This window comes from Aureimonas psammosilenae (assembly GCF_009176975.1).
GTDB classification, from domain to species: Bacteria; Pseudomonadota; Alphaproteobacteria; order Rhizobiales; family Rhizobiaceae; genus Plantimonas; species Plantimonas psammosilenae.
The window spans coordinates 515,647-534,443 of the sequence record NZ_WEZG01000001.1; the positions used below are offsets into that span (position 1 = coordinate 515,647).

Genomic DNA, 18,797 nt, shown 5'->3' on the forward strand with positions numbered 1-18,797 from the left:
GGGCGCAGGCGCTCTCTGGCTTGGCTCGGCATCGTGCCGTTCATGGCCTTCGCGCTTCTGTTTCTGGTCCTGCCCACGCTCAATCTCGTTGTCGGCGCCTTCCAGGACGCCGCCGGCAACCCGACGCTCGCCAATCTCGCCAAGCTGTTCCAGCCCTCGATCCTCGCGGCCTACCGGATCAGCATCGAGGTGTCGGCGGCTTCGGCGTTTCTGGGCGCGCTGATCGGCTTCTTTCTCGCCTATGCCGTGGTGAAGGGCAGCCTGCCCGAATGGGTTCGCCCGACGCTGATGACCTTTTCGGGCGTCGCCTCGCAGTTCGCCGGCGTGCCGCTCGCCTTCGCCTTTATCGCCACGCTCGGCCGGCTCGGCCTCGTGACGGTGTTTCTCAGCGACTGGTTCGGGCTGAACATCTATCGCTACGGCTTCAACCTCCTCAGCTTCTGGGGCCTGACGGCGACCTATCTTTATTTCCAGATTCCCTTGATGGTGCTCATCATCGCGCCCGCCATCGACGGGTTGAAGCGCGAATGGGGAGAGGCCTCCACCGTGCTCGGCGCGTCGCGCTGGCAATATTGGCGCATGGTGGCGCTACCGGTGCTGTTCCCAAGCCTTCTCGGCTGTTTCCTTCTTCTGTTCGCCAACGCCTTCGGGGCCATCGCCACCGCCTATGCGCTCACCGGCTCGTCGCTCAACATCGTGCCGATCCTTCTTTACGCGCAGATTCGCGGCGATGTCCTGCACGACCCCAATCTCGGCTATGCGCTGGCCTTCGGCATGATTGTGATCACCGGGCTGTCGAACGGCTTCTATATCTGGCTGCGCGGCCGGGCGGAGCGGTGGCAGAAATGAAGCGGCTCCATCTCGGCTCCTGGGCCATCGTCCTGTTCGGCGCGCTTTATTTCCTCCTGCCACTTGTCGCGACCTTCGAGTTTTCGCTGCGCATGGTGCGCGGCATCTATTCCTTCCGCGCCTACGAGGTGGTGTTCGGCGATCCGCGGTTTCGCGAGACCTTCACCTTCTCGGTTCTGGCGGCCGTCGCGACCATCGTGGTGGGCACGCTTCTCGTGGTGCCGACCGCTTACTGGGTGCGCCTGAAACTGCCGGGCTGGCGGCCGGTGATCGAGTTCGTCACCCTTTTGCCCCTGGTGATCCCGGCCATCGTGATCGTCTTCGGATACTTGAGGATGTACAACTCCTCGTCCTTCCTGCCGCTGACCGCCACGATCTCCGGCACCAACGTCCTTCTCGTCTGCGGCTACGTCACCCTGGCGCTTCCTTATATGTATCGCGCCGTGGATACGGGCCTTTCCGCCATCGATATCGGCACCTTGACGGAAGCGGCCGAAAGTCTCGGCGCGTCGCGCCTCCGCGTGATGCTGGACGTGATCCTGCCGAACGTGCGCGCCGCCGTTCTGTCCGGCGCCTTTCTGACCTTCGCCATCGTGATCGGCGAGTTCGTCTTCGCCAGCCTCCTGAACCGTCCGGGCTTTGGGCCTTACCTGCAGATCGTCGGGGCCAATCGCGCCTACGAGCCGGCGGCGCTGGCGCTGATCGCCTTTGCCGTCACCTGGGGCTGCATGGGCGCGTTGCAGCTTTTGGGCGGGCGCGGGCAAAGGAAGGCGCGATGACGAGCGCGGCGGCAACATTGACCCGGAGACCAGCGCGATGAGCTTTCTTGTTCTGAAGGGCGTGCGCAAGAGCTTCGGCTCCAACACCGTGGTGCACGATTTCGATCTTGGCATCGAGCGCGGCGAGTTCATCACCTTTCTCGGCCCTTCGGGCTGCGGCAAGACCACGCTTCTGCGCATGGTCGCCGGCTTCGAGCAGCCGAGCGCCGGGCAGATCACCATCGACGGGCGCGATGTCACCCATCTGCCGCCGAACCAGCGGAAAGTGGGCATGGTGTTCCAGGCCTATGCGCTGTTTCCCAACATGACGGTGGCCGACAACGTCGCCTTCGGCCTGAAGGTCGCGGGGCAACCGAAGGTGGAAATCCGGGCGCGCGTCGCCGAGATGCTCGACCTCATCAAGCTCGGGCACCTCGCGTCGCGCTATCCCTATCAACTCTCCGGCGGCCAGCAGCAGCGCGTGGCGCTGGCCCGCGCGCTGGCCGTTCGCCCGCAGGTCCTCCTTCTCGACGAGCCCCTGTCGGCGCTCGACGCCAAGATCCGTTTGTCCTTGCGCCAGGAAATCCGCGAACTCCAGCGCAAGCTCGGCATCACCGCCATTTTCGTCACGCACGACCAGGAAGAAGCGCTGTCGATCTCCGACCGCATCGTGGTTCTGAACGAAGGCCGGGCGGAGCAGGTCGGCTCGCCCTTCGAGATCTACAACCACCCCCGGACCCGCTTCGCGGCGTCCTTCATCGGCACGCTCAGCCTTCTGGAAGGCGAGGCGACGGGGGCGGGGCGCATGCGCGTCGAGGGTCAGGAAATCCTCGTTTCCGCCAACAACGACACGCCCGGCACGCCGCTGACGCTCGCTCTGCGCCCCGAGGCGTTGTCGCTGATGCCGGGGCGCGGCAAGGTGAACCGTCTGGAAGGCACCGTGGAGGATGTCGACTTTCTCGGCTCCGTGGTGCGGATGCGCGTTCGGCTCGGCTCCACCGCCGTGCTTCTCGACGCCTTCAACGATCCGGCCGCCCCGCCGCCCGAAAGAGGCTCGGCGGTGGCGGTGCATTTCGCACCCTCCGACGGACAGATCCTCGAAGCCCCGATGGCGCAGGCGGCCGAATAGCGGAAACTTGCGCCTCGCGCGTCCGGTCGTGATATAGGGGCGGCACATGAGGCCGGGCGCCTTAAGCGCCGGCCCCTTTTCGTTTCGCGATACGAGCCGCCTTTTCCCGATGGACGACCTCAACCTTTCCCATAGCGCCGACGGAGCCTCGCGCATCGCCGATGCCGAACTCTTCTCCGCCGACAAGGGGCACCTGAAGCGGCGCACCTTCGCGATCATCTCGCACCCGGACGCCGGCAAGACGACGCTGACGGAAAAGCTTCTGTTCGAGTCCGGCGCGATCCGCCTCGCGGGCCAAGTGAAGGAGCGCGGCGAGCGCCGGCGCACCCGCTCGGACTGGATGGAGATCGAGCAGAAGCGCGGCATCTCGATCTCGTCCTCCGTGATGACCTTCGAATATGAAGGCCTCGTCCTCAACCTTCTCGATACGCCCGGCCACGCCGACTTCTCCGAGGACACCTATCGCACGCTGACCGCGGTGGACTCGGCCATCATGGTGATCGACGCCGCCAAGGGCATCGAGGCGCAGACCCTGAAGCTCTTCGAGGTTTGTCGCCTGCGCGACATTCCGATCATCACCTTCGTCAACAAGATCGACCGCGAAGGGCGCGATCCGCTCGAAATCCTCGACGAGATCATGTCCTCGCTGGCGCTGGACGTGACGCCCGTCACATGGCCGATGGGCATGGGCACGGATTTCCGCGGCATCGTGCAGGTGGCTACAGAGGGCCCCGTGCGCCTGACGCGCAACACGCGCGAGCGGCAGGAGTTCGAAAGCCTGGAGGATTTCGCCAGCGATCCGACGCTTTCCGCCGATCCGATCTTCGGCCCCTCGATCGAGGGCCTGGAAATCGCGCGCTCCTCGCTGCCGGCCTTCGATGTCGAGGCCTATCGCGCCGGGCACCTGACGCCGGTCGTTTTCGGCTCTGCCATGCGCGAGGTCGGGGTGCGCGATCTTCTGGATACGATCAGCGCCTTCGCGCCGTCCCCGCTGCCGCAGCCGGCGCTCCCCGCGCCGATCGAGCCGGGCAAGAAGGAGGTTTCCGGCTTCGTCCTGAAGATCCAGGCGAACATGGACCCGAACCATCGCGACCGTATCGCCTTCGTGCGCCTCACCTCCGGCGTCTTCAAGCGCGGCATGAAGCTGAAGAACGTGCGCACCGGCAAGGACATGAAGATCGCCTCGCCGATGTTCTTCTTCGCGCGGGACCGCGAGATCGCCGACGAGGCGGTGGCCGGCGACATCGTCGGCATCCCCAACCACGGCACTTTGTCCGTCGGCGATACGCTGACGGAAGGCACCAGCCTGACCGTCACCGGCATTCCGAGCTTCGCGCCCGAAATGATCCGGCGCGTCCGCCTGCCGGACGCGATGAAGGTGAAGCAGCTCCAGAAGGCGCTGAACGATCTGGCGGAGGAAGGCGTCATCCAGGTGTTCCGCCCGGTGATCGGCTCGTCATGGCTCGTCGGCGTCGTCGGCGCGCTGCAGCTCGACGTTCTCGTGTCGCGGCTTGCCGTGGAATACGGCGTCGAGATCATGCTGGAAAACTCGCCCTTCGACACGGCGCGCTGGGTGGATGCGGACGATGCGGCCGAACTCGACCGGTTCGTGAAGTCGAATCAGGGGGATCTGGCGCGTGACCGCGAGGATCGTCCGGTGTTTCTGGCGCGAAATTCCTGGGAGCTTTCCTACGCGCAGAAGAACTATCCGGCGGTTCGCTTCACCGCGACGCGCGAGCGGCACATGGCCTGAGCCCTTCTTCCACGGGTTTTCGCGTTCCTCGCGCCTTAATTAAACGGTCACGCGAAAATGTCGTGTGACCTCATGGAATGACGGCGGTTTTCGCGCGATTCAGCCGTCCCTTCGCTGTAATCCGCCGTCGATCTTCGTTACCGTACCCGGTATGCGGGCGATCCCGCCACGTTTGCCCCGCCAACTCGCCCCGGTTGCGGGGACGATGACGGCAAAGTTCGGGATCGAGCCGTTCCCCGCGCTTGTGCCCGGTCGTTTTCCCCGCCTATTCTTTGCTTCTCTGGGAGGATGAGCAGATCGATGGACAATGGGAGCTGCCTTCTTTCTGACGGGGCGAAGGGAGCGCGTCCGCGTTTATCCCTCGTCGGCCGTCGTTTTGAAGGCGCCGGGGCGGAGCGCCGCCCATGAGCGACGCCATGAGCGACTGTTCGGGACTGGCCGTCTCCTTCGAGAAGATCACGAAGCGGTTCGGCCCGGTCGAGGTGCTGCGCGAGGTCTCCTTCGATCTGGCGGCGGGCAAGGTTTACGGCCTCCTGGGAGAAAACGGCGCGGGCAAGTCCACGCTGATGAAGATTCTGGCCGGTTACGAGCGGCCGAGCGGCGGGCGCGTTCTTCTGGGCGGCGAGCCGGTCGAGCTTTCCGGCCCGCGCGACGCGGAAGAAAAGGGCATTCTCCTGATCCATCAGGAGTTCAATCTCGCCGACGACCTCACCATTTCCGGCAACATCTTTCTCGGCCATGAGCGCCGGCGCGGGTTGTTTCTTGACGAGCGGGCCATGCGCGCGGAGACGCGCGCCGCGCTCGACGCCGTCGGGCTGAGGCGCGATCCCGATACGCCCGTTCGCCGCCTGATCGTCGCCGAGAAGCAGCTCGTGGAGATCGCCCGCGCCATCTCGCGGCGCGCCCGGCTTCTCGTCATGGACGAACCGACCGCCACGCTGACGCCGTCGGAAGTCTCGCGCCTGTTCGAACTCATCCGCCGTATGCGCGCCGAGGGAGTCACGGTGGTCTATATTTCCCACAAGCTGGACGAGGTGGAGCGCATCACCGACGAGGTGATCGTGATGCGCGATGGCCGCTTCGTCGGCCGCTCCGCCACGGCCTCCCTGTCGCGCCACGCCATGGCGACGATGATGGTCGGGCGCGAGGTGTCCGATCTCTTCCCGCCGAAGGTGGAACCGGACGCCTCGGCCGCGCCGGCCCTGAAGGTGCGCGATTTCGCGGTGCCGGGCTGGGCGGAGGGAGTTTCCTTCGCGGTGCGGCCGGGCGAGATCCTGGGCTTCGCGGGCCTCGTCGGCGCGGGCCGCACGGAACTCTTCGAAGGCATCATGGGGCTGCGGCCCGCGACGGGAACGGTGGAGATCGCCGGCCAGGCGACGCGCATTTCTTCGCCGCGCGACGCGACGCGCCATCGGCTCACCTATCTCAGCGAAGACCGCAAGGGAAAGGGCCTGCATGTCGCCTTTCCCCTGCGCCAGAACCTCACCCTGATGGCGCTGGAGCGCTACGCCAAGCCCTGGCTCGACGGGCAAGCCGAGGAAAAGGCCCTGAAGGGCGCGGTCGCCGAGTTCGGCATCCGCGCCGGGTCGCTCCACGCGCGGGCCGGCTCCTTGTCCGGCGGCAACCAGCAGAAGCTCGCCCTCGCCAAGGTCCTGCATCCCGAGCCTCGGGTGCTGGTTCTCGACGAGCCGACGCGCGGCGTCGATGTCGGGGCGAAACGCGAAATCTACTTTTTGATCCAGCGGCTGGCCGCGCAAGGGCTGGCGGTGGTGGTGATCTCGTCGGAACTCGTGGAGCTGATCGGGCTCGCGCACCGCGTCGCCGTGATGCGCGGCGGCCGGCTCGTCGCCACGCTGGAAGAAGCCGACATGACGGAGGAAACGATGATCGCCTTTGCCACGGGAAGCCGCGATGTCGCAGCCTGAGATCGCGGCCGGCGCGGCCGACGAGCGGCGCGAAACCGGAACGCCGCTCGCCGAAAAGCTGGCGGGCATCGGCCCCGTGGTCGGCCTCATCGCCCTTTGCATCCTCGGCGCGGTCCTCAACCCCGACTTCGCTTCCTTCGACAACGCGCTGAACGTCCTGACGCGCACGGCCTTCATCGGCATCATCGCGGTGGGCATGTGCTTCGTCATCATCCTAGGCGGCATCGACCTGTCCGTCGGATCGATGGCGGCCCTGATCGCGGGCTGCGTGATCATGTTCATCAACTGGGCCTCCAGCCATCTCGGCTCGCCGCTTCTGGCGGTTGTGGCGGGGGCCGCCTTGTCCGTGGTGCTGGGCGCCGTGTTCGGCCTCATCCACGGTTTCCTGATCGCCAAGGGCCGGATCGAGCCCTTCATCGTCACGCTCGGGACGCTCGGGATCTTTCGCGCTTACCTGACCTACTTCGCCGATGGCGGCGCGCTGACGCTGGAAAACGAACTCGCCGACATCTACGCCCCGGTTTATTACGGCAACATCCTCGGCATTCCCGTTCCGGTGGTGGTGTTCCTTCTCGTGGCCGTGGTCGGCGCGGTTCTCCTGAACAAGACCGCCTTCGGCCGGCAGGTGCAGGCGATCGGCTCCAACGAGACGGTGGCGCGCTACGCGGCGGTGGATGTCGAGCGCGTCAAGATTCTCACCTACATGGCGCTCGGCATCTGCGTCGGCATCGCGACGCTTCTCTACGTGCCGCGCCTCGGCTCCGCCTCGCCGACGACGGGCCTCCTGTGGGAGCTGGAGGCCATCGCCTCGGTGATCGTCGGCGGCGCGGCCTTGAAGGGCGGGCAGGGCAGCATCCTCGGCACCGTCATCGGCGCGGTGCTCCTGTCGGTGATCGCCAACATCCTCAATCTGACGAGCCTCATCAGCGTTTATCTCAACGCCGCGGTGCAGGGCTTCGTCATCATCGCCGTCGCGTTCATCCAAAAGGGCCGTCGCTAGAACGGCTCGTGTCGCAGGGAGGAAATCCATGTTCAACCAAACCAGACGCGCGCTCTTGGCCGGCGTGGCGGCGGGGCTGGCGCTTGCAAGCCTTGCGCGAGGGGCGAGCGCCGCCGAGGAAGTCCGGCTCGGCGTCTCGATCCCCGCCGCGACCCATTCCTTCATGGGCGGCATCAACTTCTGGGCCAATCAAGCCAAGAAGGACCTGGAGGCCGCGCACCCGGATCTGAAGATCACCATCCGCACGGCAGCCAACGCCACCGAACAGGCGAACCAGCTTCAGGATCTGTCCTCCGTCAACCGCATCAACGCGCTTGTCGTGTTTCCCTTCGAATCGGCGGCGCTGACGCGGCCCGTTGCCAACGTGAAGCGCGCCGGGGCCTATGTGACGGTGGTGGATCGCGGCCTCACCGACACCTCGGCGCAGGACGCCTATGTCGCCGGCGACAACACCGCCTTCGGGCGCATTCCGGCCGAATACATCGCCAAGACGCTGAACGGCAAAGGCAATGTCGTGGCGCTGCGCGGCATTCCGACGACGCTCGACAACGAGCGCATGGACGCCTTCAACGCCGTTCTGAAAGAGCATCCCGACATCAAGCTGCTCGACGCCAAATACGCCAACTGGAACCGCGACGACGCCTACAAGGTGACGCAGGACTACCTGACCCGCTTCAAGGAGATCGACGCGTTCTGGGCGGCCGACGACGACATGGCCTTCGGCGCGATCCGCGCCATCGACCAGGCGAACCGCAAGGACATCAAGATCATCTTCGGCGGCGCGGGCGCCAAAGACATGGTCAAGACCATCCTCGACAAGAAGGACCCGCGCATCCAAGCCGATGTCAGCTATTCGCCGAAATTCATCTACGACGCGATCAAGCTGACGGCGGAAGCGCGGTTGAAGGGCGAGGCGCTGCCGGCGACCACGACCATTCCCTCGACGCTGATCGATGCGAGCAACGCCAAGGAGTTCCACTACCCCGACTCGCCCTTCTGACGAGACCTCGACCGGAAGGGAAACCGGGAAGCGCCTGCGCGCCTTTCCGGTTTCCTTGCCGCCTTCGAAATCACTTCGGCAGGCAGACGTCGCGGGTATGGGCCTGCGAGATCTGGCTGCCGGGCGGCACGTCCTGCGTCAGCCACACTCCGCCGCCGATGATCGAGCCGCGCCCGACCGTGATGCGGCCGAGGATGCTGGCGCCGGCATAGATCACCACATCGTCTTCCACGATCGGATGGCGCGGCAGGCCCTTGATGATCGAGCCGTCCTCGCCGCGCGGGAACGAGCGCGCGCCGAGCGTCACCGACTGGTAAAGCCGCACCCTTTCCCCAACAATGGCGGTTTCGCCGATCACGACGCCCGTGCCGTGGTCGATAAAGAAGCCCGCGCCGATCGTCGCGCCGGGATGGATGTCGATCCCTGAGCGCGAACGGGCGATGTCCGAGATGATGCGGGCGAGAAACGTCGCGCCGAGGCCGTTCAAGACATGCGCCACGCGATGGTGGATGATCGCCGTGATGCCGGGATAAACCAGAAGGATCTCGGAAAAGCCGGTCGCTGCGGGATCGCCCTCATAGGCGGCGCGCAGGTCGCTGACGAGAAGCCCCCGGATTTCCGGCAGCCGTGCGGCGAGTTCCCCGATGATGGCGTGGGCGCGAGCTTCGAGTTCGCCCTCGTCCACGATTTCCGCGCGCGAGAAAGGAAGCGTGCGCCCCGCCTGCTCGCAGAGCGTCGAAAGAGCTTCCTCCAGCGTTTGGCGCACATAGTGATTGATGTTGCCCGGCGTCAGGCCGGCCGCGCCGAAATGGGCGGGGAAGAGGGCGGCGGCGATGCCGTCCAGCGCTTCGCCGATTGCCTCGCGCAACGGGGGCGGGCGCAGTTTCCCCAGATGCCGGACATTGTGGCTGACGTCGCGCGAGTGTTCCAGTTCGGCCACCACCGCGTCCAGATTCCACTCCGTCGCGCGAAGGGCCAACTCCCTTTCCATCGGTTTCAAGCTGCTTTCCTCCGCCGGTCGATGCCGAAATGGCGCAGCGCCGGCCGGACGCAATAGTCGGCTATCGAAGCCGAGGAAGCCCCTCGGCAGTGCGCCCGACCTTGATTGCCGGGTGATCGAACAGCATTTGAGACATATTCGTCTAGAATCCAGCCCTGTCCGGGCAAGCAATCGCCAACGATATCTTCGGTAAGTCGAAGTCGAGATCGTCGGATTTCCGGGAAAACTCCGCCGTGAGGCCCCGTCCCGTAAAACTATCATCAAATGGACGAGGACGATCTAACCGGGGCGTAGCGCGTGCGAAGTAACGTCATTCCGGGTCGATAGAAAGAACTTCGCGATGAGCTTGCTGCCCCCGGTCCATGTCTGTCTCGGTCTTGCGCTTGCCATGCTGCCTCATGCAGCTTCGGCGATCGGAGCGACCGAGGAAAGATCGCCGCGCGAAAGGTCGCAGAGCGTCCGACGCCTGGAAGCCGGCCAACCGGCCCTTGCGCCTTTCGCCCATGTCGTCTTCTGCCGCAGCAATCCGAACGAATGCCGAACCGCGGAAACCGGACCCTCGCGGATCGATCTCGACCCCGCGAATACCCGGCTCCTCAACGAGGTGAATGTCGCGGTGAACCGCGCGATCCGGCCGGTCAACGACAAGAAGACGCCGCTCGGCGATGTGTGGTCGCTGTCGCCTTCGAAGGGGGACTGCGAGGACTTCGCCGTCACCAAGCGCCATCGTCTGGTCGCCAAGGGCGTGCCGGCTCAAGCGCTGCGCCTCGTGACCGCCATCACCCGCAGCGGCGAAGGGCATGCGGCGCTCGTCGTCAGCACCGATCAGGGCGACATGCTTCTCGACAACCGCACGAACCGGATCGTGCCCTGGACGCAAGCCGGCCTTGTTTATCAGAAAGTGCAGTCCGCCAGCGATCCGCGCCGCTGGTTCGGCATTTCCGGCACGGCCGTCGCGTCCAACGAGCCGTAACCGACGCTCACCCGGCCGGCGTTTCCTTGCCGTCAGCGTCGAGGGCGAGAAGCGCCATGCCGCGCGCGCCCGAACTGTCGCCATGCCGGGCGAGGACCAGGGCGGGCAGGCGGGTATGGCCGAGGAGCCTGCTTCGGAAGGCGGGCGTCAGGCGGTCGAGAATGCCGTCCATCTTCGACAACCCGCCGCCGAGCACGATGCAATCGGGATCGAGCACCAGTTGCAGGACGAGAAGGCATTCGGCGGCAAGCCCCGTCCAGATGTCGAGGACGCGGGTTGCATCAGGGTCGCCCTTCGCCGACGACTCCACGATCTCTGCCGCCTCAAGGGGCCGCCCCAGCACATGGCGGCCGATGGCGGCGAGCCCGCTGCCCGAAACGTAGCGCTCGATGCAGCCGCTCTTGCCGCAGCCGCAGGGCCAGACGGGCAGGCCGGCACTGCTGAGCGCATGGGCGGGCATGCCGACATGGCCGATTTCCACCGCCATGCCGTTGTGGCGGGGCGGCACGCGCCCGTCCACGCAAAAGCCCGCTGCAAGGCCGGTGCCGAGAATGAGACCGACCACCGCCTGGAATCCTTCGCCGGCCCCGCCATGCGCTTCGGAATAAGCAAAGCTCATGCAGTCGTTGCCGAAGGTGAAGTTTCGGCCGAGCCGCTGCCGCAGGGCATCGCGCACGTTGCGGCCCGAAACCGGGATGTTGGAGGCGAAGCACACGCCCGTTTCGGGGTCCATCAGGCCCGGAATGCCGATGCCGATCGGCAGGTCGGGATTGCCGGCGCGCTCCAGCAGCCAGCCCGTTTGATGGGCGAGCCCCGCCATGAAGCTGTCGAAGTCCCCGACCGGCGTCGGCATTCTTTGCGTTTCCAGCGTTTCCATCTCGGCGCCGAACAACCGGGCCTCGATCTTCGTGCCGCCGAGATCGATCGCGCCGCAGCGGATTTCCGTTCGATGGGCGCCCTCGCGCGGGATCGTCATGCCATGCCTTCTCGCGGAACGCTTCTTTCGGGACGGGCCCTCAATACATGAACCAGAAGCGCAGGATCGCCGTGTTGTAGTCGTCGCCGTCGCCCGTGCCTTCGATCACCGCGGTATAGGTGTTGCTGGCCGAAATGCGAAGCTGGTCGGTGAGATACCAGTTGGCGATGGCCGTTCCCGCGATCTGCGTGCCGGCGCTGTCCTCGTCGGCATCGCTCGCCTCGGACAGGTTGAGATAATCGAGCCGCGCGCCGATCTCCACCGCGCCGAACCCGCTTGTGTTCTCTTCCACCGGCGCCTCGGGCGAAACCCGCTCGAACGTGCCGTATTGGCCGTCATAGGACCGTCGGTCGTTCGTCAGAAAGGCGAGGACGCCGAAATAGCCACCGTGCAGGAAGGCATCCCGGCGAATGTCGTCCCGCACCTTGCCGAGCGTGTATTCGCTCTGGATGGTGAAACGCCCGATCGCGGCGGCAAATTCGAGGTTGGCGGCGAGATAGGTATCGACCGCCTCGAACTCGCCGGTCTCGACGGGCGAGGCCTCGAAGAGTTCCGTGCCGTTGCTTCCCGCGAAGGCCAGCGGGATCTGCGGATCGAAGGTGCCGGCCAAGGCTGCGCCGAAATGGATCGCCGTGTCCTCGTCGTTGATCGGCGCGAAGGTGGCGCGGCCGGCGACGGTGGTGCCTTCGCCGAGCGGCTTTTCGTTGTTGATGTCGGTGCCGTAGACGCCGAGGCCGAGACTGAAATTTTCCTGGCCGTAGAAAGTCGCCGCGCCGACGGCGGCCGAGGGGACGAGCGTCGCGTTGACGCCGTTCTCGTTGAAGAGGGCCGAACGGCTGCCGATCAGCTCCTCCATGGAGAATTGCTGCTCCTGGTGGCCGACCTGAAGAGCGAACTGGTTGCTGAAATTGTAGTTCAGATAGGCATAGGTGATTTCGGGCGGAGTCGGGCCGCCGACATCGGCCGCAAAGCGCCCGCCGAATTGGTGGAAGCCGAAATCGAAATAAAGCCGCGCCCGGCGCATCTGCCCGTCGACGTGATCCACGGTGTCGAGAAGCGCGTCCGGCGCGGAGGAAGCTGCACCCGCTTCGAACTGGAAGAAGGGCTGGATGCTGAGGAAGGCCTCGTCCGTGCCGAAGCGCAACGGGTCGGGATCGACGCTCGGGTCGAGATCGCCCGCGCCGCTTCGTTGCGGCTGCTGGGCCATCGCGCCGATCGAGGCCGTGCCGGCGAAAGCCAAGACGAGGATGGCTCGGGCCAGGTGGCGCATGGCGAATCTCCGGTGCGGCGATAGGATACCTATCCCGTCCGGTTCGCGGACCCGCAAGTGCAGGAAGATCACGGCCTGATCACTTGGGATCGCGCCGATCAGGCCTGTTCGCAGCGGATCACGAAATCCACGACCTTTTCGGCCGGCATATCGCAGGGGCGCAGCAGCGGCTTGCCACCGGCGAGAAGGTAGAGGTTGCAGCTTATCCGGTCAGTGCCGCCAAGCTCCTCTGCATAGAACCAGAAGCGCCGCCGGTCGGCGGAAACGGACAGCGTTCCGCCATAGCGGCGGCCGTCGTGTATATAGTCGGCATGGCCTTCCGGCAGGGAGCCGAGCTTGGCGATGAACTCGTCCATGCGGGTCATGCGGTCGCCTTCAACGGGCCGGCGCGTCGCGAACCGAGAAGGCGAGCATCGCCCCGCAAAGGGAGAGCATGCCGGTCAACGCCGCCACCGCCGTCCATCCGCCATACTCCCAGAACAGGCCGCCGGCCGAGCCGACAAAGCTGGAGCCGAGATAATAGAAAAGGAGATAAAGCGAGGCCGCGTGCCCCTTCGAGGAGCCCGACAACCGGCCGACCCAGCCGCTCGCCACCGAATGGGCCGTGAAGAAGCCGACCGTGACAAGGGCAATGCCGAGGATCACGACCGGCAGGGGGGCGAAAAGGGTGGCTCCGACGCCCAAGGCCATCAGGCAGAAACCCGAAACGAGGGGGATGCGGCGGCCGAAGCGGTCGGCGAGGCCGCCGGCGGTGGAAGACGCGAAAATGCCGAAGCCATAGGCGAGGAAGATCATGCTGATCGCCGTTTGGCCGAGGCCGTAGGGCGGCTCGGACAGGCGGAAGCTCGCATAGTTGAACAGCGTCACGAAAACGCTCATCGCCACGAAGGCGACGAGGAACAGGCGAAGCAGGGAAGGGCTCGCCAGCAGACCCGACCATGTGCGCAGGTGATGCCGGAACGGGATGCCCCGCTGCGCGACGAAATTGCGCGAAGGGGGAAGCAGGAGGGCAAAGCCGATCGCGGAAAGAAGGTCGGCGACGCCCAGAATCGCCATCGCCGCGCGCCACGAGGCGAATTCGGTGAGAACGCCCATGCCGACGCGGCCGATCATTCCGCCGAACGCCGTGCCGGCGACGTACAAGCCCATGGCCTTGCCGAGATGGCGCGGGTCGATCTCCTCGGCGAGATAGGCCATGGCCACCGCCGGAACGCCGCCGAGCACCAGCCCTTCCAGCGCGCGGGCGACGAGAAGAAGGTGCCAGTCGGGCGCTAGGCCCGCCAGGATGTTGAGGATCGCACCGACCGCCATGGAGCCGAACATCAGCCCCCGTCGCGGCAAGCCTTGCGACAAGGCGCCCGCCAGGAGAATGGCGAAGGCGAGAAAGCCGGTGGTCAGCGAAAGGGCGAGCGAACTCGTGCCGGGCGAGACCGCGAAACTGCGCGAGAATTCCGGCAGAAGCGGCTGCACCGAATAAAGCAGCGAGAAGGTCGAGAAGCCGGCGAGAAACAGCGCGACGCCGACCTTCGCATAGCCCGGACTGCCGCGCTCGATAAAGGTCGGCGGGCCGGGCGGGCGCTCGATGTCGGCACTTTCGGACGGGGGAGGGATATCCAAGAATCGGCTGCCGGAGAGTTTTCGAACGGGCTTTCGCCATTCGCTCGGCCGGTTCAATACACCGGATATGGCCGATCACCATCTCCTTTGGCTATGGCTCGTGAGAACAACGGGTGAGATCGAATGAGGGAAGGCATCGTGATGAGGAAACTTGCGCTCGTCACCGGCGGCAATACGGGCATCGGCCGCGTTCTGGCTTTGGCTTTCGCCAAGGCCGGCCACGACGTCGCCTTTTCCTGGGTCTCGCGGCCGGACATGGCCGAAAGCCTCGTCGCCGAGATCGAGGCCCGTGGCGTGTCCGCGATGGGGTTGCCTTGCGATGTCGGGGTCGAGGCCGAGGTGCTGGCTTTCTTCGACGCTGCGGAAAGACAGTTCGAACGCGCCCCCGATATCCTCGTCAACAATGCCGGCATCCAGACCTGGGCGCCGCTTCTGGATCTTGACGAAAGCGATTGGGATGCGGTGATCCGCACCAATCTGAAAGGCACGTTCCTGAACACGCGGGAAGCCGGCCGGCGCATGGTGGCGGCGGGCAAGGGCGGCGCGATCGTCAATATCGGCTCGGGCTGCAACAAGCTCGCCTTCCCGAACCTCGTGGACTACACGGCCTCCAAGGGCGGCATCGAGCAGTTCACCAAGTCGGCGGCGGTGGAACTCGGCCACCACGGCATCCGTGTGAATTGCGTGGCGCCCGGCGCGATCATCAACGAGCGCACGGTGGCGGAAGCGCCGGATTACGCGGCGAGCTGGTCGGCGATCACGCCGCTGCGCCGCGTCGGCACGGCGGACGACATCGTCGGACCGGTCTTGTTTCTGGCGGGCGAGAATGCCGCTTTCGTCACCGGTCAGACGCTTTGGGTCGATGGCGGCGTCTTCACCCAGGCGAACTGGCCGCAGCGCTAGTATCTATTTCGGCAGGGTGATCGCGGCGCGAAGTCCGCCGCCCGCTCCTTGCCCGAGCATCACGTCGCCGCCGTGCTGGCGCGCGATGGTGCGGGCGATCGACAGGCCGAGGCCGACGCCGCCGGTTTCCCGGTTGCGCGATTCTTCCAGCCGGAAGAAGGGCGCGAAGACGTCTTCGCGGCGCTCAGGTGGAATGCCGGGACCGTCGTCCTCGACGCCGATCTCGATCCCCTCGCTCGCGACCTTGATGCCGACCCGCGCCCGCTCGCCGTAGCGCACGGCGTTTTCCACGAGGTTGCGCACGGCGCGGCGCAGGGCGTCCGGCCGGCAGCGATAAGGAACGCGGGAGCCGGGGGTGAAGGACACATCCGCTCCGACTTCCGCCAGATCCTCGCAGAGGCTTTCCACCAGCGTTTCCAGATCGACGTTGCGGGTTTCCTCCGAGGCGATGTCCTGCCGCGCCAGCGCCAGGATCGCTTCCGTCATCGAGCGCATCTCCTCGATGGTCGCGACCATGCGCGATTGCAGTTCCTCGTCCTCCACGAACTCGGTGCGAAGGCGAAGCGTCGTCAGGGGCGTTCGCAGATCGTGGCCGATCGCGGCCAGCATGCGCGTCCGGTCTTCCACGAAGCGCTGGAGCCGTTCCTGCATCCGGTTGAAGGCGATCGCCGTGTGGCGGATGTCGTCCGGCCCGGTTTCGGGCAGGGGAACTGTCGGCTCGCCGCGCCCGAGCGTTTCGGCGGCCTCGGTCAACTGCGCCAGGGGCTTCGTGATGCGGCGGATCACAACCACCGCCACCAGCGCCACGAGAGCCGCCGTCAGGCCGAAGGTCAGCGGGATGGGCGTCGACAGGATCGTGTCCGAGAAGTGGTTGTAGTAAGAGGCGTTGAACACCGTCCCGTCGCCGAGCGGCACGCTGATGCCGAGGCCGACATTGTCGGCGAAGGTGAAGGCGCGGGCATCGAGCGGGAGGTCGGCCGGCCAGTCTTCGGGCGGCGAGCGCGTATCCGCGATGCGGGCATCGGCCAGCGCGGCCGCCGCCGGGGCCGAACCGGCTGCCGGCCGTATCTCGGGCTCGACGCCCGCGATCCCCGCATCCGCGGCCCGCAGGAGATCGGACAAGGGCACCGCGAACTGCAGCCGCATGACCGGCAGCCAGATCGAAGGCTCCGCGCCGTGCCCCGAGCCGATCCAGAAGCGCGTATATTCCGTGCCGCTGGCGAGCGCGACGCGGTCGCGCAAGGTGGGCGGCACGGCTTCCACGAGACGGGCGATCGTCATCGTGCGGTCCATGAACTCGGTCCGCTCCAGATTCTCCAGAACCTGCTTGCGCTCCTGCCAGACGAACAGGAAGGATACGATCTGCGACAGGAGAAGCGCGCCGAGAATGGCGGCGACGAGCCGGCCGGTGAGGCTTTTCCGCCACCAGCTCGTCATGCGGCCGAGACCTCGGCGGCGAGGCGATAACCGCCGCCCCAATGCGTCTGGATCAGCGACGGGTTCTTCGGGTCCGCTTCCACCTTCTTGCGCAGGCGGCTGACCTGATTGTCGATGGAGCGGTCGAAGGCGTCGCCCTCGCGCCCGACGGTGAGTTCCAGAAGCTGGTCGCGGGTCAGAACGAGGCCGGGATGTTCCACGAAGACCTTGAGAAGCCGGAACTCGGCCGTGGAAAGCGAGACCGACACGCCGTCCGCGCCTTGCAATTCGCGCCGCCCGAGATCCAGAAGCCAGTCGCCGAAGCGCACCGTCTTGCCGAGCGGCAGGTCGAGATGGCTCGGCACTGCGTTGACCCGGCGCAGCACCGCCTTGATGCGGGCGAGCAACTCGCGTGCGCTGAAGGGTTTGGTGAGGTAGTCGTCGGCGCCGAGTTCCAGGCCGACGACCCGGTCCGTCTCATCCGCCACCGCCGTTAAAAAGATGATCGGCACGTTGCTTGTGGCGCGCAGGTCCCGGCAAAGGGCAAGGCCGTCCTCGCCCGGCATCATGATGTCGAGAACCACGAGATCCGGCTTGGCGGTCTGCATGATGCGGCGAAGCGCGCGCCCGCCATCGGCCACGCTGACGCGATAGCCCTGACCGACCAGATATTTGCGAACGAGTTCGCGGATTTCCTGATGGTCGTCGACCACCACGATATGGTGAGCGGACGCCATGGACGACCCTCGCTTCTGCGTTGTGCTTCGTCTTCCGCTCTAGAACAGGCCGGCGGGGAACGGGCGGGAAAAATTGTATCGCGATGTCCCGAAAACCCCGGTTCGGGCGATGTTGATACACTTTGCGACAAAGCGCCATCGCCCTGACAAACTGCCGATGCTGCACTGCGTTAAGACGCTTCTGACTTTTGGGGCTTCGGCTCTCCCGGAAAGGCCTTCATGCTCTTCGCTTCCCCCGCCCGGACCCGCCGGATCGTCGTTGCCGCCATGCTGGCCGCAGCCGCCGCGCCGCTCGCGGCCTGCACGGAATCCGCGCCCACCGCGTCCGCATCCGCAAAGCAGGCCGTGCCGCCGCCCGAGGTCGGCTTCGTCACGCTGCGCCCCGAGGAAGTGGCGATCCGCAGCGACATGGCCGGCCGCGTGGTGTCCTTTCGCTCGGCCGATGTTCGCCCGCAGGTGGGTGGCATCGTCGAGGAGCGGGTGTTCGAGCCGGGAAGCCGGGTGAAGGCGGGCGACGTCCTGTTCCGCATCGATCCGCGCCCGTATCAGGCCGCGCTCGCCTCGTCCGAAGCCTCGCTCGCCAAGTATCGCGCGGCGCTGCCGAGCGTCCAGGCGAAGGCCGAACGCTACGCCAACCTGTCGTCGTCCGCCATCGTCAGCCAGCAGGACCGGGAGGACGCGCAATCGCTGTTTCTCCAGACGAAGGCCGACATCGCGGCGGCGGAAGCGGCGGTCGAGACCGCGCGCATCAATCTCGGCTATACCGAGATCAAGGCGCCGATCGACGGCGTGACGGGCACGACCAACGTCAATGCCGGCACGCTTCTGACGGCGGGCCAGAGCGAGGTCGTCGCCACGATCCGGCAGCTCGACCCGATCTATGTCGACCTCACCGAATCGTCGGGCAACCTCATCCGCCACCGGGCGCAGCTTCAGGCCGGCTCGTTCCGCTCCGCCTTCGGCGACGAAGCCTCGCCGCCCGAGATCTCGCTGAGCTTCGCGGACGGCACCCCCTATGCGCGCAAGGGCGCTATCGAGGCGCGCGAGCGCTTCGTGTCCGAAACCACCAGCAGCTTCACCATCCGCTCGCGCTTCGACAATCCCGATGCCGTGCTTCTGCCCGGCATGTATGTGCGCGCGGCGCTGAAGGTCGGCATCAACGACAACGGCTTTCTCGTTCCCCAGCGCGCCGTGTCACGCAACAACCGGGGCGAGCCAACGGCCATGTTCGTGAAGAACGACGACACGGTGGAGAACCGGGTCCTGACCATCTCAACCGATATCGGCAGCGACTGGGTGGTGACGTCGGGCGTGAAGGACGGCGACCGCATCGTGGTGGACGGGTTCCAGAAGCTCCAAGTCGGGAAACCGGTTTCGCCGGTTGAAGTGATCCTCGACGAGAACGGCGTGGCAAAGCCCGTTTCCGCGCAGCCGGTGGCCGATGCCACGACGACCGGCAAGCCACAGGTGACGGCGGAGGCGAAGGACTGA

17 protein-coding genes are annotated in these 18,797 nt (G+C 66.0%); 10 read left to right on the top strand and 7 right to left on the bottom strand.

Going from position 1 to position 18,797, the window contains the following annotated elements; all coding sequences use genetic code 11:
* The first annotated feature begins 42 nt into the window (after positions 1 to 42).
* The 7 genes from F9929_RS02455 (at position 43) to F9929_RS02485 (ending at position 8,414) form a co-directional block, all read left to right on the top strand.
* On the top strand, positions 43 to 849 hold the full coding sequence (locus F9929_RS02455; RefSeq protein WP_235919001.1) for an ABC transporter permease: 807 nt from the start codon (positions 43 to 45) through the stop codon (positions 847 to 849).
* On the top strand, positions 846 to 1,628 hold the full coding sequence (locus F9929_RS02460) for an ABC transporter permease (RefSeq protein ID WP_210251294.1): 783 nt from the start codon (positions 846 to 848) through the stop codon (positions 1,626 to 1,628). Before F9929_RS02455 ends, F9929_RS02460 begins: the two co-directional genes overlap by 4 nt.
* A 37-nt stretch (positions 1,629 to 1,665) precedes the next feature.
* Complete coding sequence (locus F9929_RS02465; protein WP_152044934.1) at positions 1,666 to 2,736, top strand: ABC transporter ATP-binding protein; 1,071 nt, start codon at positions 1,666 to 1,668, stop codon at positions 2,734 to 2,736.
* A 109-nt stretch (positions 2,737 to 2,845) separates the two neighbouring features.
* Positions 2,846 to 4,489: a peptide chain release factor 3 gene (locus F9929_RS02470; protein ID WP_152044935.1), complete on the top strand. Its 1,644-nt coding sequence runs from the start codon at positions 2,846 to 2,848 to the stop codon at positions 4,487 to 4,489.
* A gap of 404 nt (positions 4,490 to 4,893) precedes the next feature.
* Positions 4,894 to 6,414, top strand: coding sequence for a sugar ABC transporter ATP-binding protein (locus tag F9929_RS02475; RefSeq protein WP_152044936.1), 1,521 nt, complete (start codon positions 4,894 to 4,896; stop codon positions 6,412 to 6,414).
* Positions 6,401 to 7,414, top strand: coding sequence for an ABC transporter permease (locus tag F9929_RS02480; protein ID WP_152044937.1), 1,014 nt, complete (start codon positions 6,401 to 6,403; stop codon positions 7,412 to 7,414). The genes F9929_RS02475 and F9929_RS02480 overlap by 14 nt, the downstream gene beginning before the upstream one ends.
* A 28-nt stretch (positions 7,415 to 7,442) precedes the next feature.
* Complete coding sequence (locus F9929_RS02485; RefSeq protein WP_152044938.1) at positions 7,443 to 8,414, top strand: substrate-binding domain-containing protein; 972 nt, start codon at positions 7,443 to 7,445, stop codon at positions 8,412 to 8,414.
* Between the two features lie 70 nt (positions 8,415 to 8,484).
* Here F9929_RS02485 and epsC read toward each other — a convergent pair whose 3' ends face one another.
* Positions 8,485 to 9,405 (bottom strand): serine O-acetyltransferase EpsC, encoded by a 921-nt coding sequence (gene epsC, locus F9929_RS02490; RefSeq protein ID WP_152044939.1) that lies wholly within the window; start codon positions 9,403 to 9,405, stop codon positions 8,485 to 8,487.
* 349 nt (positions 9,406 to 9,754) lie between these two features.
* On the opposite strand from epsC, the gene F9929_RS02495 reads away from it, so the two are divergent.
* Positions 9,755 to 10,387 (top strand): transglutaminase-like cysteine peptidase, encoded by a 633-nt coding sequence (locus F9929_RS02495; protein ID WP_152044940.1) that lies wholly within the window; start codon positions 9,755 to 9,757, stop codon positions 10,385 to 10,387.
* Positions 10,388 to 10,394: 7 nt separating this feature from the next.
* On the opposite strand, the gene F9929_RS02500 is transcribed toward F9929_RS02495, so the two are convergent.
* The 4 genes from F9929_RS02500 to F9929_RS02515 form a co-directional block, all read right to left on the bottom strand.
* Entirely contained in the window at positions 10,395 to 11,363 is a 969-nt protein-coding gene (locus tag F9929_RS02500) for an ROK family protein (RefSeq protein ID WP_152044941.1), read from the bottom strand.
* A 40-nt stretch (positions 11,364 to 11,403) separates the two neighbouring features.
* Positions 11,404 to 12,633 carry an OprO/OprP family phosphate-selective porin gene (locus F9929_RS02505; protein ID WP_152044942.1) on the bottom strand — a complete coding sequence of 410 codons (1,230 nt, stop codon included), beginning with the start codon at positions 12,631 to 12,633 and terminating at the stop codon, positions 11,404 to 11,406.
* 98 nt (positions 12,634 to 12,731) lie between these two features.
* Positions 12,732 to 12,998: a hypothetical protein gene (locus F9929_RS02510; protein ID WP_235918953.1), complete on the bottom strand. Its 267-nt coding sequence runs from the start codon at positions 12,996 to 12,998 to the stop codon at positions 12,732 to 12,734.
* A gap of 10 nt (positions 12,999 to 13,008) precedes the next feature.
* Positions 13,009 to 14,250, bottom strand: a complete 1,242-nt coding sequence (locus tag F9929_RS02515; RefSeq protein WP_210251295.1) for an MFS transporter — start codon at positions 14,248 to 14,250, stop codon at positions 13,009 to 13,011.
* Between the two features lie 141 nt (positions 14,251 to 14,391).
* Here F9929_RS02515 and F9929_RS02520 point away from each other — a divergent pair, with 141 nt between their 5' ends.
* Positions 14,392 to 15,153, top strand: coding sequence for an SDR family NAD(P)-dependent oxidoreductase (locus F9929_RS02520; protein ID WP_152044943.1), 762 nt, complete (start codon positions 14,392 to 14,394; stop codon positions 15,151 to 15,153).
* Between the two features lie 3 nt (positions 15,154 to 15,156).
* Here the strand turns inward: F9929_RS02520 and F9929_RS02525 are convergent, their stop codons facing one another.
* Together F9929_RS02525 and F9929_RS02530 are read right to left on the bottom strand one after the other, a co-directional pair.
* A complete protein-coding gene (locus F9929_RS02525) occupies positions 15,157 to 16,590 on the bottom strand; it encodes an ATP-binding protein (RefSeq protein ID WP_152044944.1) in 1,434 nt (477 codons plus the stop codon).
* On the bottom strand, positions 16,587 to 17,306 hold the full coding sequence (locus tag F9929_RS02530; protein ID WP_152044945.1) for a response regulator: 720 nt from the start codon (positions 17,304 to 17,306) through the stop codon (positions 16,587 to 16,589). Before F9929_RS02530 ends, F9929_RS02525 begins: the two co-directional genes overlap by 4 nt.
* A gap of 219 nt (positions 17,307 to 17,525) precedes the next feature.
* On the opposite strand from F9929_RS02530, the gene F9929_RS02535 reads away from it, so the two are divergent.
* Positions 17,526 to 18,797, top strand: a complete 1,272-nt coding sequence (locus F9929_RS02535; RefSeq protein WP_152044946.1) for an efflux RND transporter periplasmic adaptor subunit — start codon at positions 17,526 to 17,528, stop codon at positions 18,795 to 18,797.

Coding starts and splice junctions, on each gene's coding strand:
- F9929_RS02525 (WP_152044944.1), bottom strand. CDS start 16,590: ATGACGAGCTGGTGGCGGAAAAGCCTCACCGGCCGGCTCGTCGCCGCC.
- F9929_RS02470 (WP_152044935.1), top strand. CDS start 2,846: ATGGACGACCTCAACCTTTCCCATAGCGCCGACGGAGCCTCGCGCATC.
- F9929_RS02510 (WP_235918953.1), bottom strand. CDS start 12,998: ATGACCCGCATGGACGAGTTCATCGCCAAGCTCGGCTCCCTGCCGGAA.
- F9929_RS02530 (WP_152044945.1), bottom strand. CDS start 17,306: ATGGCGTCCGCTCACCATATCGTGGTGGTCGACGACCATCAGGAAATC.
- F9929_RS02520 (WP_152044943.1), top strand. CDS start 14,392: ATGAGGAAACTTGCGCTCGTCACCGGCGGCAATACGGGCATCGGCCGC.
- F9929_RS02505 (WP_152044942.1), bottom strand. CDS start 12,633: ATGCGCCACCTGGCCCGAGCCATCCTCGTCTTGGCTTTCGCCGGCACG.
- F9929_RS02495 (WP_152044940.1), top strand. CDS start 9,755: ATGAGCTTGCTGCCCCCGGTCCATGTCTGTCTCGGTCTTGCGCTTGCC.
- F9929_RS02485 (WP_152044938.1), top strand. CDS start 7,443: ATGTTCAACCAAACCAGACGCGCGCTCTTGGCCGGCGTGGCGGCGGGG.
- epsC (WP_152044939.1), bottom strand. CDS start 9,405: ATGGAAAGGGAGTTGGCCCTTCGCGCGACGGAGTGGAATCTGGACGCG.
- F9929_RS02455 (WP_235919001.1), top strand. CDS start 43: ATGGCCTTCGCGCTTCTGTTTCTGGTCCTGCCCACGCTCAATCTCGTT.
- F9929_RS02535 (WP_152044946.1), top strand. CDS start 17,526: ATGCTCTTCGCTTCCCCCGCCCGGACCCGCCGGATCGTCGTTGCCGCC.
- F9929_RS02460 (WP_210251294.1), top strand. CDS start 846: ATGAAGCGGCTCCATCTCGGCTCCTGGGCCATCGTCCTGTTCGGCGCG.
- F9929_RS02475 (WP_152044936.1), top strand. CDS start 4,894: ATGAGCGACGCCATGAGCGACTGTTCGGGACTGGCCGTCTCCTTCGAG.
- F9929_RS02465 (WP_152044934.1), top strand. CDS start 1,666: ATGAGCTTTCTTGTTCTGAAGGGCGTGCGCAAGAGCTTCGGCTCCAAC.
- F9929_RS02480 (WP_152044937.1), top strand. CDS start 6,401: ATGTCGCAGCCTGAGATCGCGGCCGGCGCGGCCGACGAGCGGCGCGAA.
- F9929_RS02500 (WP_152044941.1), bottom strand. CDS start 11,363: ATGACGATCCCGCGCGAGGGCGCCCATCGAACGGAAATCCGCTGCGGC.